The organism is Methylobacter psychrophilus (assembly GCF_025583945.1).
GTDB classification, from domain to species: domain Bacteria; phylum Pseudomonadota; class Gammaproteobacteria; order Methylococcales; family Methylomonadaceae; genus Methylobacter_C; species Methylobacter_C psychrophilus.
Genome location: NZ_JAOEGU010000067.1, coordinates 1 through 16,064 on the forward strand (window position 1 = coordinate 1; position 16,064 = coordinate 16,064).

Annotated in this window: 12 protein-coding genes; 6 read left to right on the forward strand and 6 right to left on the reverse strand. The window is 41.8% G+C overall.

What is annotated here, in order from left to right:
* Nucleotides 1-2,018 (reverse strand): DUF6600 domain-containing protein (locus tag N7974_RS18495; protein ID WP_262967032.1); only part of this gene is annotated, 2,018 nt, incomplete at its 3' end.
* A 412-nt stretch (nucleotides 2,019-2,430) separates the two neighbouring features.
* Nucleotides 2,431-3,492: an OmpA family protein gene (locus tag N7974_RS18500; protein WP_262967033.1), complete on the reverse strand. Its 1,062-nt coding sequence runs from the start codon at nucleotides 3,490-3,492 to the stop codon at nucleotides 2,431-2,433.
* A 566-nt stretch (nucleotides 3,493-4,058) separates the two neighbouring features.
* Here N7974_RS18500 and N7974_RS18505 point away from each other — a divergent pair.
* Complete coding sequence (locus N7974_RS18505; RefSeq protein WP_262967034.1) at nucleotides 4,059-4,421, forward strand: SirB2 family protein; 363 nt, start codon at nucleotides 4,059-4,061, stop codon at nucleotides 4,419-4,421.
* Between the two features lie 15 nt (nucleotides 4,422-4,436).
* On the opposite strand, the gene N7974_RS18510 is transcribed toward N7974_RS18505, so the two are convergent.
* Nucleotides 4,437-5,198, reverse strand: coding sequence for a nucleoside phosphorylase-I family protein (locus N7974_RS18510; protein WP_262967035.1), 762 nt, complete (start codon nucleotides 5,196-5,198; stop codon nucleotides 4,437-4,439).
* A 159-nt stretch (nucleotides 5,199-5,357) separates the two neighbouring features.
* Between N7974_RS18510 and N7974_RS18515 the strand changes: the two genes are divergently transcribed.
* Complete coding sequence (locus tag N7974_RS18515) at nucleotides 5,358-5,870, forward strand: hypothetical protein (protein ID WP_262967036.1); 513 nt, start codon at nucleotides 5,358-5,360, stop codon at nucleotides 5,868-5,870.
* A 489-nt stretch (nucleotides 5,871-6,359) separates the two neighbouring features.
* On the forward strand, nucleotides 6,360-7,400 hold the full coding sequence (locus tag N7974_RS18520; RefSeq protein WP_262967037.1) for a sterol desaturase family protein: 1,041 nt from the start codon (nucleotides 6,360-6,362) through the stop codon (nucleotides 7,398-7,400).
* Between the two features lie 215 nt (nucleotides 7,401-7,615).
* Here N7974_RS18520 and N7974_RS18525 read toward each other — a convergent pair whose 3' ends face one another.
* Nucleotides 7,616-9,679: a TonB-dependent receptor gene (locus N7974_RS18525; protein WP_262967038.1), complete on the reverse strand. Its 2,064-nt coding sequence runs from the start codon at nucleotides 9,677-9,679 to the stop codon at nucleotides 7,616-7,618.
* Between the two features lie 738 nt (nucleotides 9,680-10,417).
* A complete protein-coding gene (locus N7974_RS18530) occupies nucleotides 10,418-10,930 on the reverse strand; it encodes a transcriptional repressor (RefSeq protein WP_262967039.1) in 513 nt (170 codons plus the stop codon).
* A 328-nt stretch (nucleotides 10,931-11,258) separates the two neighbouring features.
* On the opposite strand from N7974_RS18530, the gene N7974_RS18535 reads away from it, so the two are divergent.
* The 3 genes from N7974_RS18535 (at nucleotide 11,259) to N7974_RS18545 (ending at nucleotide 15,341) form a co-directional block, all read left to right on the forward strand.
* Nucleotides 11,259-11,420: a hypothetical protein gene (locus N7974_RS18535; protein WP_262967040.1), complete on the forward strand. Its 162-nt coding sequence runs from the start codon at nucleotides 11,259-11,261 to the stop codon at nucleotides 11,418-11,420.
* Nucleotides 11,421-12,047: 627 nt separating this feature from the next.
* Complete coding sequence (locus N7974_RS18540) at nucleotides 12,048-13,334, forward strand: lipopolysaccharide biosynthesis protein (RefSeq protein WP_262967041.1); 1,287 nt, start codon at nucleotides 12,048-12,050, stop codon at nucleotides 13,332-13,334.
* A 381-nt stretch (nucleotides 13,335-13,715) separates the two neighbouring features.
* Complete coding sequence (locus tag N7974_RS18545; RefSeq protein WP_262967042.1) at nucleotides 13,716-15,341, forward strand: OprO/OprP family phosphate-selective porin; 1,626 nt, start codon at nucleotides 13,716-13,718, stop codon at nucleotides 15,339-15,341.
* A 366-nt stretch (nucleotides 15,342-15,707) separates the two neighbouring features.
* Here the strand turns inward: N7974_RS18545 and N7974_RS18550 are convergent.
* The coding region (locus tag N7974_RS18550) for a coiled-coil domain-containing protein (protein ID WP_262967043.1) at nucleotides 15,708-16,064 on the reverse strand (357 nt) is incomplete at its 5' end.

A 16,064-nucleotide genomic window follows, 5' to 3' on the forward strand; every position in this document is an offset into this window, starting at 1 on the left:
GGTTTAGGCTTTTCGGCTTGTTTTTCCTTTTGCTGTTGTTTGTGGTGTTCCTGCTGACGCGCAGCGTCCTGTTGCTGCGCCTGCCGAGCTTGTTCTTGTGCACGCTCAGCCTGTTGCGACTGCGCTTCCACTTGCTGTTGATTTTGTAGCTCCTGCTGACGCGCCGCTTCCTGTTGCTGCGCCTGCCGAGCTTGGGCTTGTGCACGCTCGGCCTGTTGCGACTGCGTTTCCACTTGCTGTTGATTTTGTAGTTCCTGCTGACGCGCAGCTTCCTGTTGCTGCAACTGCCGAGCTTGGGCTTGTGCACGCTCGGCCTGTTGCGACTGCGCTTCCACTTGCTGTTGATTTTGCATTTCTGGCTGATGAACAGCTTCCGGTGACTGTATTTGCGGCAACGGCTCTACGGCATGATCAGCTTGTTGCAACTGCGCCTCCACTTGCTGTTGATTTTGCATTTCTGGCTGATGAACAACTTTCGGCACCTGTATTTGCGGTACCGGCTCTACGGCATGATCAGCTTGTTGCAACTGCGCCTCCACTTGCTGTTGATTTTGCCTTTCTGGCTGATGAACAGCTTCCGGCGACTGTATTTGCGGCACCGGCTCTACGATATGATCAGCTTGTTGCTGCTTCAGCTTATCTTGGCTACGCGTCAATTCTTCTTGTAACCCGCCTATTTTCTGTTGGCGCTGTAAATATTCTGACTGTTGACCTTCTGTTTGTTGTTGACTCACTACGGAATCTTGAAGCGGATGATTGTCAGATTGTTTTGCAAGCTCCGAAGGCTGCCGCGTATCTTGAATAGGCGGTATCAATGTAGAAACTGGAACGCCAGCTTTATCACCTGGTGGCGAAGTTAACGCCATCGGCGGTATAACAGAAGAAGATTGCTGATCAAGGCGTTGAATGGGCAACAGCGGTTCTTGCTTGCTGTCGAATGCAGACTTTTTATGCTGCGTATCAGGATTGATATCAAGCATTGACGATTCAGGTATTGCCGGTTTTGGTAAACCCTCTCCAATGGCTTCTGTCAGTACCGGATTTACTTGCTCCTGCGCTGTATAAGGAGATTGTACAGAAACAGGCACTCCAAGCAGTCGCCCTGGTAGTTGCGGCTCATGATTACCGGATTTTCCTGAATCAGGAACAGATAATTCGGTTCTGGTTCCATCGGTATTTTTTCCATCTAATCGCCTTGCCAACTCCTCATTATGCTGAATTTCCTGATGCGTAGGAGCAGTCATTGGCAAGCGAACAATATCAGGTTGCCCTTCACGCTGTTCGTGTCTATTTGTATCGGCTCTATCGTGTATGTTAGGCACGACAGATTCTACCCGACGGCGAGTCACTTCTTCGATCTGCTTAACGGGCACACCCTGATTAACAATAGTATTGTTAATCAGGGTTACGTTATTGGTGTAGTTCGTCACATTGATAACTTGTCTATTGTGACTCCGCGGACTTATGTGTCGACTAATATGTCTGTCAGGCAAGTCATGTTCACGTACTGCCACCCAGGAATCCCATCTTAAATCACGGTCATAATTAAAATAACTGATGTTCAGGCCAACGCCGGATTGCCACATAACATTAGGTGGCATTGGTGCCCAAGCCGCATAACCACCGCCCGAACGCCAAAATACCCATGCTGGAGCCCAGGTTCGTCCCGGCACCCAAATCCAACCGTACCAGTTGTCCCAAGCCCAACGCCCATAATGAAAAGGTGCCCAACCCCAAGGCTCATAAGAAACCCACAACCAACCGTAATTATCGGTATACGCCCAATAACCATCCGTATAGGGACGCCAGTCTTGCGCGACATTATCCGGATACCAAACCTGTCCGTATAGCGGGTGATCAACCCAGTTACCATAAGGTGCCAAGGCATCGTAAAAAGTGTTACTCTCAATATTAACACGGGAATCAGCGTAAACCTGACGTGCAGGAATCAAACCGGAGAATAAAATTACGATTAATAATGGTAAAAAAATTAATCCAAATCGAGGGCGAGAGCTCATTAATAATAACCTGATTAAAAAACTTAAAATAACTTTAATTTTCTGGTAGAGAATTCATTGCAAAGTCTAGGTTTTCAGCACTGAATAAAAGCTGAACAGGCTATTACCCATTGGCGTCAGAACCGCTATTACTTTTTGTGAAATTACATATTTCATTCAAGGAAGTGTTAACTCATTTTAAAAATCAGTTATAGTCAGTTGAAATAATTAGGCTCAGTAGGATTTTTAATATTTAGTGACAGAAAATGTTACTTTAAAAGCTTGCACTCACCAATAAATACTCTATTCACCATTATTAAACCAGCCAATATAAGTATTTTCAGGTAAAAAAAAACCCGCTATAAAGCGGGTTTTTATTTTTGGCGGCTCTTAAAAGCTTAAAGAGCCACCAACCTTACGATATCAATAATCTTTAAGGATTTAAAGGCATCTGAGGTTGTCCTTCAACTTCCAATTGTACGCGACGATTATTGGCGCGTCCTTCTTCAGTATCATTGGTATCTATAGGTTGAGTCCAGCCATATCCACGAGTAGTCAGATTAGGTGAATGAGTACCATCAACCAGGTATTTTTTAACTGCTAATGCGCGACGCTCAGACAATAACATATTGTGCTTGAATCCACCGGTTTTGCTGGTGTGGCCTTGTATTTCAATGGCTAATTCAGGATGCTCCTGAATTGCTTTAGCTGTATTATCAAGACTTGGGAAGTATTCTGGCTTAACAACAGCTTTGTCGTTGTCAAATTTTACATCAACAATCCAGCAACCTTTTACGCTGACTTGAACGCCAGGCAAGGTGGTAGGGCATCTGTCATTGCAATTATTAACGCCATCTTGATCGTCATCCATAGTAGAGCAATCTGCAACAGCAACAGGCGTTGGCTCAGGAGCTGGAGCCGCTACAGGCTCAGGTGCTTTAGGTTTCTCGCCCAATGGAATAACAAAGCCAACATTCACAACCATGTCATGAAATTCATTGGTGCCTGGTTGCAGGTTGGCATTGAAATTTTGATTGTAACGATAACGTACATCACTACGAAGCAGGAAGTTATCACTAACTTCATAGGTAAAACCGGCACCGGCTTCACCGATCAAGCCTGCACCACTATCACCATTATGGCTTGTGTTCATTCCACCTAAACCAAGCACGGTATAAGGCGAAAAGGTATCACGCATAATGTAATATTGCGCTTCCGCAATACCACCGGTCATATCAGATCCGCCGTATGTACCACCATGCAAGTTTTGATAAAAACCTTTCAACTCGACGTTAAAATGCTCATCAATCATCTTGCCAAAGCCCATTCCACCGCCCCAGCCGTTATCAGATTGACGATCACCGCCGGGTTGAATAAATGTTCCAAAAGGGGCAATATAAAATCGGTCATCTACTACTTTATCAGCGGCTTGAGCCATAGGTAAAAAACCCAGGCCTGACAGTGCTGCAACAGCAAACAAGTGTCTTTTTAACATAACATTCTCCTTAAATTAACTTAAATAAAAACAGCAAATCGTAAAGTAAAAAAACCAGCTCCATCACCTTAATGCCCATTGGTTCTGGAGATTGAGATGCTAGCGTAGCATAAAAGCCACAATTTTTGCAGATTATGCCACACTATTTTATAGTGTGTCATTATTTTTATGCTACCTCATCATTTGATCGCTGATATTTTCATATTATTTCGTCGGCTTTTTTCTAACATAAAATGAACGCTGACTAAGCGGCAATCAAAATATTACTATAATATTAACCGTAAAGTAAAATTGGTAAGCAAACCATCATTCAATTTTCAAATTTTTGACTAGTATATTAAAGGACTTGATACCTTGGCTCTTGGTCATTACTCTAATGGTTGAAAATTAATATCCATCTCGCTGAAACTTTTAATTACGCTCATAGCGTATGAGTAACAATCTGATTTTTAAAAAGCTCCTCAAAATAAACACTATTTACTTGCTACAAACAATTTAAGATCTCTACTTTTGTTGGCAGGCAACGCTATAATGCCAAACTTGAAAATTAACCACCTGGAAACAACATGATTAAAATCTTTCACCTTACCTTTATCTTGCTATCCATTTTCAGCTTTGTCGGAAGAGTCATCTTGTCCGAAACGCATCCGGCAATCCTTAAACAAAAAGCCCTAAAAATCGCTCCTCATGTCATTGATACACTGCTACTTGTTAGCGGTATTACGCTGGTTTTTCAAGGTGGATGGTTAGCTACTGAATATGGCTGGATTATTGCTAAAATAATCGCCTTGCTTAGCTACATTGGTTTGGGTGTCGTTGCCATGCATAATCGAGGAACTGTACGCTGGGCCGCCTTTGTAGGCGCGATGGCCTGTTTTGTTTATATCGGCATTGTCGCAGTGACCAAAAATGCCTTCTTCTTTTTTTAAGCCGGCACGAAACCGTTATAAATAAAAGTCAGTATTATTCATTTTTAAATCCAGCCAGCGCAGCACATCCTTACCACTATTAAATGGAGCACTATCAAATTCAAGAGACTGGTGATCCGTCATACTATCCCAACGTGATAACTGGTTTTTTAATTGCATACGCTCATTAACGGTAAAATGATAACGCTGTATCAACGGCTCAAAAAGTTTAGGCTCGGATACCGTTATCGATGCTGCCGTTGCCACGACTTGTGTCAGTAATGATTCAATCAAAGCAAGATGTGCTTTTATTAGCCCGGCAACCTGTTTAGGTTGAATATTGCCTACCGGCGATAATTGATTGTCTGAAATAATTTTCAGACAAAGAATCATCTCACTTGACGTAAAACGCACGGCTGTTTCGTAAAAAGCGGAAGCTTCCATATCACAAAGAGATGACTCATCATAAACGGGTAGTGGTTTTGATACTGTCTGAATGCTGCCAGTAGGGCAAGGCGGCGTAAAAATTAAGGACGGATAATAGCTTCTTTGGCTATCAACATCGATAATTTTATTGATCAAAAACAAGCTACCCAAGGGATGATCGCGATGGCCGGCAATACCGATATTGACCATAACCGGATGCTCAACCGAAGTAAATAGCGCTTGAGTATAAGCGACTCCGGCGGCCATTGCGCTTTTGCCAAGTCCGGTTACCGTCAGGCAAATGTCCTGATTTGCATAAACGGCAAATGGCTTAATGGTAATATCTTTTTTTAACTGAAAATATTCTGCCAAAGACTTTGCCTCACAAGGCAAAGCCGTGTATATAAATATCTTGTGTACAGGACGGCTTATCATTAATAGTGGCACTCACTTTGTTAAAATTTTAATGGCATTGCTTTTAAGATAAATCAACCAACTTTTAAATCGGACACTTTAAATAACTCACTGAATATGTTTATCAATACGTTACCAATTATATTTACTTATACCAGCCTGTTTTCTGTTGTTGAGGCTATTATATTTTTGGTGGCCATTTTTTTTCTGGTTTATTTTTGTACACCGGAAGTTAATAAAAAATGGAACAACAAGCCCGGCAATACTATTTATCAATTTTTACATTTTGCGTGGCAGGGAAATTCAGCATTATGGCGCGCCTTTTGGCCGTTTTTCCTGCTGGTCAACATTGTACTTTATTATATTGATTACCGGATAATGAACGTCACTTACACCATAGCAAGCTGGAAAACCGTACATGGAATGCTGCTATTACCCATCGTCTGGTGGACGCTATCGGTTTGGCGATGCTCCCCGAATACCCGCTATAAAATCTGGAGCAGTGCTGCACGAACCATCACTATTTACCTGTTTTTAGAATATTTTTTACGCTTTATTATTAGCACCCAATATCCCAATACTTTCTTTGATTGCCAACTATTAATAATAAACCACATTGACTGCCTGTAAAACAACACCCAGGCAACATAAACCAAACACTGAGAGAATCAACTGACAGGACACAATATGTTTATATTTGGATCATAATCATTAAAAAAAACACCTTATTGGTGCAAATAAACCATACAATTGCACTCAATTGAATCATTTCTGTAATTAAAAGCTTACTGTTTTTAGTCATAATCTTCGCCCTCAAATAAGTAACCCATGCGTCAACCCCTTAGCTATTAAAGCCTACAACAACTCCCTCTTGATTTAACAGTAATCTGATGAGCTTATGGCCCATAATTTGCTGATAGTTAAGATAAGGAAAGTAAGTGAGCTTGAGTCACCGGATGAATCAAAAATAACTCACTCCGGTTATCAGATATTTTTACTGGTTGATATTGATCACGATAAGTTAAGCCGATAACGTTTGATGAAAGCTTATGTCATCAAATCGTCATTAAGAGCATTTAACATTATTGTGCCTATCAGCTTTAAGATGAGGAAATAACTATGTTAAGCCCAACTAATTTACTTGAATTTGATTTCAAATGGCCAACAGTTGTACCTGGTGAAGTGCTGGCATTAACCCTGCTTATGGCTTTCGCCATACTATCAACACTTGAGTTTCAGGCACCCCGGGATAAACTACCCGCAAAATTCTTACGCCGATCCTATAAAACCAATATTAGCCTGTTCGTTGTTAATAGTATCGCCATGTCGCTGGTATCTGCCTCATCCCTTTTGATACTGGCCGAACGTTATTCAGACAAAGGACTCCTTAGCTCTTTATCCAGTTCGGGATGGAAAGCCGTCCTGTCGTTTTTGTCGCTTGATTTACTGATGTATCTCTGGCATATAGCCAGTCATAAGGTTGATTGTCTGTGGATGTTTCACAAAGTGCATCACAATGATCCTTATTTAAATACCTCAACCGCATTTAGAATACATTTTCTGGAGCTTTTTATTACCCACATTTTAAAAGCTGTTCTGGTTGTTATTCTAGGCATAGAAGAAGCCATGCTAATGATCAGCGAGCTAATAATGACCCTGTTCATCATGTTTCATCACACCAACATTACCTTCAAAGGTGAAAAACTGCTGAGTCATATCATTATCGTTCCCTACCTGCATCGCACGCATCATTCGACTGAGCGGCATGAACATGACAGTAACTATGGCGCTGTTTTATCGCTTTGGGATCGGCTTTTCGGGACACTGGTAGAGCAAAATCCGATTGAAATAGGCATCAAAGAAAATTCGCCACAGGATCTTGTTAACCTGATAAAGTTTGGCTTTACCCTGCCGGCACCATTATCTGCTCAACCGGTTAATCTTGACAACATGATCGCCGAGGCCGCTTACTACAAAGCCGAAAAACGTAGTTTTTATCCGGGTAATGAAATGCATGATTGGTTGGAAGCAAAAAGAGAAATCACCAACTCGGTTTACCAAAATCAGTCGATTAAAAGTAATCGGGCACGCAAGCTTCAGTATAATTATTTAAAATTCATGAACCTGGATATAAACTTTAGGCGCATACAAAATTTTTAAGCGTTACGACAAGCTTATTCACCACGAAGAACACGAAGAAAAAAACTTCATACCTTCGGCATCCTTCATAGAAGCCAAAAAGTAGTTGACACTAAATTTAGGTGATACCTAAGAATTAATTCCCAAGTCTGGAGTTACAAATTCCGATATGCAGAAGAAAGACACAAAAAAACTTCGTGTTCTTCGTGTCTTCGTGTCTTCGTGGTGAAATTATTTTAGTAACTCATGCGAATGCCAATTTCAGCGCTACGCCCTGGATCGGGTGCAAAATTACGCAAGTAGGAAGTTGAATTACGGATATTTTCATTGAGCAAATTTTTACCTTTTGCAAACAGCATCACCTCGGAATTGTGGAAGGTCGCCAAACTATATTGTCCGCCCACATTTAGCAGCAAATAACCCGGTGTGTCTGATTGATTTTCTCCCGCATAATTCTGTGCTTCTCCTCGCGTCAACTTTACATCGGTTGACCAGTCATTTTTTTCATAACTCACTTGCAAGCCATAGCGCAATGGCGGCATACGCGGAACATTGCCGCCCTGATCAAACGAGCCGCGCGTATAGTCACCGAATAAAGTTAAATCGACGGCACCATAACTGTTTTGCATCAACGGAAATACCGTCTTGGCTTCAAAACCACGAAAAATAGCGTTGGCTTGGGCGCTTTGTAACACCGGCAGGCAAGCACCAGGACTTGAGCAGTCAAGTTCAAAATCTTCCATATCCTCGTTAAACACACTACCGCTTTGCTGCTGATAAATGTAATCATTAACCCAATTATGAAACAAATTAAATTCAGCCGTCATCCAGTTGGCATTAAATCGATAACCCAGATCCAGGTTATAAGAAATTTCTTTTTGCAGATTTACATCGCCTTTTTCATAGCTCATGGTGGCCTCATGCACACCATTGGAAAATAACTCCTGTATTTGTGGTGCCCGTTGCGATTGGGTTACCGCCAGACTCAGCTGATGCTGTTTGGTAATGTCCCACAGCGCTGAAACCGATCCACTAAGCGGCACATAAGAAACACTGCTATAAGTAGTTTCCGGAGTAATGCCTTGCCATTCACCGCGTACACCCAACTCATAAGTCACGTCTTTAATTTTGAAAGACTCGACCGCAAACAAACCATAAGAATCAATGGCGGATTGCGGTACGAGCGCTTCAGCGCCTAGAGCAGCAAACTGGCTGTTAACAGACTGAAAGCCCAAGACACCTTTCACGATGCCTATTGGCTGATGCTGAAGCTCAAGACGGCTTTCGTAGGATTGATTGGTAAAGGTTGTCGCAGGCACCCCGGCATCCAATTCAACGTGCTTGTAATCCGTGTAACCAAATTTCATCCGTAGCTCTTCAGCCAGTGCGAAGGGTTTATTGAGTTGGCCTTTAAAATCATACTTGGTTTGGTTCATCTGAACCCTGATTGGCGCACCGCCTGTGCCGTTTGGCGGAATACCGTAATTATTTTCCAGACTGTTAATTGCCGCCCCCACCAAACCAACATCACCGATTATCGAAGCCCCTGCCGAACCACCACGAGAACGCCCGTTTGAGTTATTAATAACACCTTTGGGATTATCCAGTACCGGCGTACCTTGAAGGGTAGGATCGGTGGCACGTGCTGCCGCTTCATCTATTGGCTGCCCGCCAATATGGGTATTACCCTGATCATTATAAAAACCATCGACATGGTAGGCAAACAGGCCTTTGCCGCCGTCAAGCTTAAGCGCGCTTGAGGTCAGATCAGTTGCCGTATCATAACGTTGCATACCGGCGCCGCCCAGTACTTTATCAGGGACTTGTTCGGGAATACGGTTATCAATAACGTTCACCACGCCACCGATAGCCCCATTCCCATATAATAAGGTAGAGGGGCCACGCAACACTTCAATTCGTTCCGCTATAATCGGGTTTACGCCATTGGCATGATCAGGGCTTAAGGACGAAACATCATTATTGCCCAGACTATTTTGCATAACCCGTACACGCGGTCCTGATTGACCACGAATAACCGGCGTTCCAACGCCGGCACCAAACGATTGACTGGTAATCCCCAGTTCATTTTTCAGAGTATCACCAATAGTTGTGCCGATTTTTGTTTGTAAATCATTGCCTGATAATACCGTTACCGGACGAGCTGATTTTGAAGTCGACTGTTTTAGACCCGTGCTGGTGATGTACACATCATCCATCTTGTAAATGTCATTATCAGCAGCCAAGGCATTAGACCCTATCGTGCCTGTCGATAAGAAAAAAATGGCAAGTTTTTTATTCATAAAATGATTAAGTTGACGATAATTAATGGCAAAACAAGCAGTTTGCGTGTTCAGTGACTCATTCGGTATAAATCATGAGCGTAAATTGTGTACTATTATGGCGCATAAGGTATGTTATAACATAACATATTGCAAATATTATTTACTGCACTTGCCAATTTAAGAACCGAAGCAACACTATTAATAAGGAAAGTCTTTTACAAAAATACACCATCAAGACTTGTGAGGTTCGCGAAGATAAAAACTACGCTACCTGTACTCAGTTTACTTGATGGCCATTACAGTAATATTAATAACTGCTGTTACGCAGTATTTGTAACAGCTAAAACAACACCGGACCTTTCACTAAATCTTCAAGTTTTTAATTAACCGTCATACCCGCCGGGAAGCGGGTATCCAGTGCCAGGGACGGTAATTTCAAATACATCCATGTAGCCTGGATTCCGGCGGTCCATGCCGGAATGACGAGCTTTGTGACATTTGTGCATAACGATGAGAGCGTAGCAGGTAGTCGCGTTTCCGGCGCAATTATACAGCTAACATCTATTGGCCGTTGTGTTGCAGGTTATCCAGTATCTATAGACTTTCAGAAATTAAATTTCCAATTAACGTAGCTGTAAGTTTATACAGATACCATCCCTTGAAGGGATGGTATCTGTCGACATAGAATTATTTATGTGAAAATGTATATCAAAGTCAAAGTAAGAAAATTTGAAAGGTCTAAAATCCTGCCAATACTCAGCTTTTTTCAACCGATAAATCCTGGCATTTTGCACAAAGTCCATGAACTTCAATGGCCTTGCTGTAGACAATAAAGCCGGCCTGTTTGGTTTCTTCTGACAACGCCGACATCACCTCTTTGGCATTGCGCTCCTCCACTTCCTGACAGAGCTTGCAAATCAGTAATAATTGCTCATGCTGATGACCTGAACAACGACAACCGACAAAAGCATTAAGACTTTCTACCCGATGAATTAAACCTTGTTCCATCAAAAAATCCAGCGCACGGTAAATAGTCGCGGGTTTTGCTGCCTGTTGTAAAGGTTTAAGCCGATCCAGAAGCTCATAGGCTTTAACGGCTTTATGACTTTCCCAGATTAATTCCAGTACTTTATGGCGGATGGGTGTTAATTGCACACCGCGATCGATACATAAATGTTCAGCGGTAACCAGGGCTTCACTGACACAGTCGTTATGATTATGCTCTAAAGATTGCAGGGTATTCTGGTTGGAATGGATGTGAGTGGTCATGGCAAAAAATCAGTTACCGAAAGTTAAACGTTATAATATAGCGTTTAACTAAAGCGTGCAATTTACTCACTGTCCGGCGTAGAAACCATCATTTTTCTGGCAAAGCCATTCAGCTTAGGTTAAGCGCCCAGGCATTGTAATGCCTGCTCCAATAGTTATTAATCAGAAAATATTTAGCTTGGAAATACAACACAACAAGCACTAACCAGCGCCACTCAATAACGGCTGTTTTATTGCCAATAAAAGTAACTCTTGTGTTAGCATTACAACTACCTGGTATTTTTTGAAAAATATGCTATGTATCAACTTTAAATTCAAAGAGAAAACTATGATGAACAACAAATTACTTGTCGCTACAGCTTTAATTACCTTAACATTTTTAGCTGGCTGCAACAAAGCCGAAGAACCTGCGACAACTGCCGCACCGGAATCTTCTACCAGTACTACAGCACCGGCGCCAACTGCAACACCGGCTACTGAAAACAAGTAATACTAAGCTCAACCAGCTGCCAACATCCTTATTGGTGGCTGTATCCCTGCAAGCTCTGGTATCCTGCAATAGCGTGCCAGAGCTTACTCCAGACTAAAGCAGCAAAGTCTCCTGACCGGGTATGGCTTAACGGTAAGCCTACCTCCTGCCGCGCATCAGCTTTTCAGTTATGCTCTTAATCGCCCTATCAACAGCCGGCTTTTATTTTGAATACGAGTTTTATAAGGCCGTTTAAAAACAGTCATTTTCAGAACCATAATCCCCGCCATACTTAATGCTATAAAAAATACTGACAGCGCTTGATCTTTCCGCTTCCTGATTAGCAAGATACTTCAACTAATCAAGTGAAACAATGCCAAATCTGTGTCTCTTGAACCCTGTTGTATCGTGCACTATCAAATAAAATTAAAATAGTAATCATGAAAGGTAAATGAAAGCTATAGGGCCTAAAATTATAGTTAATTAATAGTCAGTTAATCTTTCTCCATACAGGAAAAGAAAGTTAACTATTAAAAAATGGGGCCACTTATTTCATGCACGCTACAAATAATGTCAGCATCCACTCCTTTATAATAATCCATAGCATATTTATAACAATGTTATGGGAATTGAAAAGAACTCTAATTAATGAACAAAAATAGTCCGCTGGATTTACGCCCTAATAACTTTCGCTCATTGTTAATGTTTGTGTTTGCATTAACCAATTATGCACTGATGTATGCCACCAATATTTTGTTGGCCAGATCACTCTCTATTAATGATTTTGATGATTACAGTGTAGCGTTATCAGTTGTAACGATGCTATCAACGTTAGCAACATTAGGCTTGGAAAAGTATGCTTTACGGGCTGTTGCACTGTTTCGTGATCGACAAGACTGGTCAAAATTTCGTGGCTTCTGGTTATTTTCTCTCCGTTCTATCAGTAGCTTCAGTTTATTATTGTTGGCATTACTTACTATTGGACTTGAAGCCATATTAGCGATACATCAAGAAGACTACCATATTGCCATTATTGTTTATGCCGCTTTTTTACCGGTATTGTCCATCACACTGTTTCTGGTTGAATTTATTGCCGCACATGGCGCACATTTACTGGCTATGGCTATTTACCGGTTATTTCTTCCACTTATTTATTTATTGCTTGTTATTGCACTTCTATTCAGCCCGCTGCCGTTGTCTGCCTTAACTGCCGTACTTTGCTTTGGTTGTGCCTGGGTCTTAACACTAATAGTCATTTGGAGTGTCAGTCAAAAGCTGATACCGGTTGAAGCGAAACAATCTGTGCCACATCAACATAAAAAAAAATGGCTACGCCGCTCCTTGCCTCTGGTCTTTAGCAGTCTGATGATGACCGTAATGACCAGTAGTGGTGTTGTTATTCTGGAATTACTGTTCCCTTCCGGCATGGCCGTAGGAACTTATGCCATTGCTGCACAGACAGGCGGCTTTATTTCCCTGATTGGCACATCAACTAATCGTTATTATTTACCAATGATGGTTGTCATGATTGAACATCGCGATAAAAAGGCAATACAGCGCTTAATGAGCCAAAGAACTTGGGCGCTAGGCGGAATGATCTTGATATTACTAACTATTCTGATAGTATCCGGCCAAAACATATTAGGCTTATTCGGTGCTCATTTTGGCGCCGGTTACAACACAGTACTTATTATTGCCGCTGGTGCATCAATTAGTGCCTTGTTTGCCGACACCCCCTATTGTCTTCAATTCATGGGCTTTCATCGCACCGTAGTCAGCTTAACCGCGCTGGCAACAGTAAGTATGGTGGTACTTGGTTTTTTACTCGGTGCCAAATATGGAACTGTTGGTGTGGCACTGGCATATATGATGCCAGTCGTATTGCTATTTATTACTCTACGTATTGTTGCAATATTACATTTCAGACGATTTTAACGAACGACGTTATTTTATGGGCATTCCTGAATAGATAGCTTTATCGGCCTGATTATTTAAGCGCAGAGCGCTGTAGTTGGGAGCATAAGGTTCATTTTAATTAATACAGACAATTTATTGCTTTCTTGTTTATTTGTTTATTTGTTAGTTCAATAGGGCTTTGCATCCTAACTGTTGTTGCTAAAAAGCGAACGAAATAATGGACTGTTTATCTTTAAAAAACAATGAGAAACAAAACCATTTCTTATTTGTGTTTTTTTAAAAAAGTAACTTGACATATTATTTGTTGCTTCGTAACAAAAATATAATGTCGCTGTCATAAAACTGTCACATTTCCCTATTATCCTTGCCTCATTATTTTTTAATTTTCGAGTGCAATACATGAAATTCTCTAAACTAACTTTGGCGATTGCAACCACATTAAGCGCAAGCGTATCATTCAGCGCTTTTGCTATGGAGCTTTATGTCGATACCAAAACCAAGCAAATATATGCTGAGCCAGGTCGTGGCCGTGAACTCATGGGTTCTTTCCAAAAAGTGGATGATGCACCAGTTAAAGCGGCTCCAGCAGCACAAGCTGCCGAACTGGCCGCCATTAAACAAGATTTGGAATTAAAAACCAATGAGATCAAGGCGTTGTCTGAGCATGCTGCAGAAGCGACAAAACCGGACGCTGTTACAGTTAAACTTGATGATGGTATCCATTTTGCAACCCGAGATGGCAATTTCACAGCCGGCATTAACGGTCGTTTACAAGTGGATTCACAGTCCAATATTAATCAGCAATTGCCTGTCGGTTATTTAGGCCCCAATCAACAAGGTATGCCAGCCGAGCTAGACAATGGTGCAACCCTGCGTCGTGCCCGCTTGGGTATTGAAGGTACTTTTTTTAAAGCAACCGACTATAAATTTGAATACGATTTTACCCGAGGCAATGGTTTAAATGCGGGCGGCATTACCGATGCTTACATTCGTTATAATTTTTCCAAACCTTTTTCACTCAAATTCGGTGCCTTTAAAGAACCATTTAGCATGGAAGAAGCGACCAGCAACCGTTACCTGACGTTTATAGAACGTAACATGGTTGTCAATACCTTAGTCGATAACCTCAATACTTATAAAGTCGGTATTGGTGCAAACTACTCGGCTGATCGCTGGTTGATCGCCTCATCGTTACAAACCGAAGGGGTAGGTGGTTACAACGCTTATGGTAATAACTCACTGACTGGCAGTACTGGTAGTGCCATTAACACTAACGGTGGTGTCAACCGTAATGGCGGTGGTGGTGATACAACTTGGGAAGTTAATACCCGTATAGCCGGTACTCCTTGGATGGCAAGCAAGACCAAATTCCTGCATGTCGGTACTTCAGGATCATATATTAATATTAACAACAATTACACTGGAAACAGCCAGTACAGTAACGGCGGCGTTATTTTCGCCAACGGTATTGGTGCCAACGTAGATCGTACTTCTATATTAAATACCGGCAACTTAACCTCAGGTTCAAAAACAGCCGGTAATCAAGCCGACTATCTGACTCGATTTGGTGCAGAATCTGCCTTGGTTTATGGACCGTTCTCAGCACAAGGCGAATATATACAAACCGATGTTTCAGGTCGCAATTATGACAACGCCTCCATGAATGGTTACTATGGTTATACCACTTACTTTTTAACCGGTGAGTCGCGTAATTATAAATCCAAGACTGCCTCATGGGATCGCATTAAACCTACTCGCAACTTTGATTTGAAAGGCGGTTGGGGAGCATGGGAAGTTGCCGGTGGTTATGACTATATGAACTTGAATAGCGGTAAAATTCAAGGCGGACGTGCGTCAACCCTTAAGGCTGGTCTTAACTGGTATCCCAACTCGCATGTTCGAGTCATGGCTAACTATCTTCACGCGTTGGACATCAGTACAACTAATGTTGCCAACGCAACATCAAAAGCCTTTAATAAGGCCGATTTGGATATGATTGAAACCCGTATTCAGTTGGACTGGTAAATCACTGGTCACTATCGCTAGTCCACGCTTATTGGTTATCGTGATTTAGGTTCCTCATTAATCCAAGCAACGATAATTACCTCTTTCGATAGTGCTCTATCAAGCCGCACCGGATATTCCGGCGCGGCTTTTTTTATAGCCAAAATTTGCCATTGCCTGCACTCTTGCTTAAACAGCTTGCTACTGTGTCGCCGTAAAAGCCATCCAATAAATTTACAAAGTCATCGATTATCATTAATTAACTTGCAAAGCCCATATCAGATCAAGGTGTAAATGCCTTGTTAAAACCAACAGCTTTGTAACATATAGCTTACCTTAACTAAATAACACTAACCACGTCTTGGCAAATAACTGACCCAGAGGTAGTTAGCGGGTTTCTTTATGTACATATCCGGTTTTTTTATGTAAATTTCGGGGATTTTCACGTAAATCCCGGGATTCTTTATGTGAATGCCGAGGTTTTTCATGTGAATGTCGGGACTCTTCACGTGAATCTCGGATTTCTTCACATGAATCCCGGTATTCTTCACGTGAATCCCGGATTTCTTCATGTAAATCCCGGATTTCTTCACGTGAATCCCGGATTTCTTCATGTAAATCCCGGATTTCTTCACGTGAATCCCGGATTTCTTCACGTGAATCCCGGATTTCTTCACGTGAATCCCGGATTTCTTCACGTGAATCCCGGATTTCTTCACGTGAATCCCGGATTTCTTCACGTGA

Excerpts from the sequence above, each read along its gene's own strand:
- N7974_RS18500 (WP_262967033.1), bottom strand. The coding sequence starts at position 3,492 with ATGTTAAAAAGACACTTGTTTGCTGTTGCAGCACTGTCAGGCCTGGGT.
- N7974_RS18530 (WP_262967039.1), bottom strand. The coding sequence starts at position 10,930 with ATGACCACTCACATCCATTCCAACCAGAATACCCTGCAATCTTTAGAG.
- N7974_RS18520 (WP_262967037.1), top strand. The coding sequence starts at position 6,360 with ATGTTAAGCCCAACTAATTTACTTGAATTTGATTTCAAATGGCCAACA.
- N7974_RS18535 (WP_262967040.1), top strand. The coding sequence starts at position 11,259 with ATGATGAACAACAAATTACTTGTCGCTACAGCTTTAATTACCTTAACA.
- N7974_RS18525 (WP_262967038.1), bottom strand. The coding sequence starts at position 9,679 with ATGAATAAAAAACTTGCCATTTTTTTCTTATCGACAGGCACGATAGGG.
- N7974_RS18505 (WP_262967034.1), top strand. The coding sequence starts at position 4,059 with ATGATTAAAATCTTTCACCTTACCTTTATCTTGCTATCCATTTTCAGC.
- N7974_RS18540 (WP_262967041.1), top strand. The coding sequence starts at position 12,048 with ATGAACAAAAATAGTCCGCTGGATTTACGCCCTAATAACTTTCGCTCA.
- N7974_RS18545 (WP_262967042.1), top strand. The coding sequence starts at position 13,716 with ATGAAATTCTCTAAACTAACTTTGGCGATTGCAACCACATTAAGCGCA.
- N7974_RS18515 (WP_262967036.1), top strand. The coding sequence starts at position 5,358 with ATGTTTATCAATACGTTACCAATTATATTTACTTATACCAGCCTGTTT.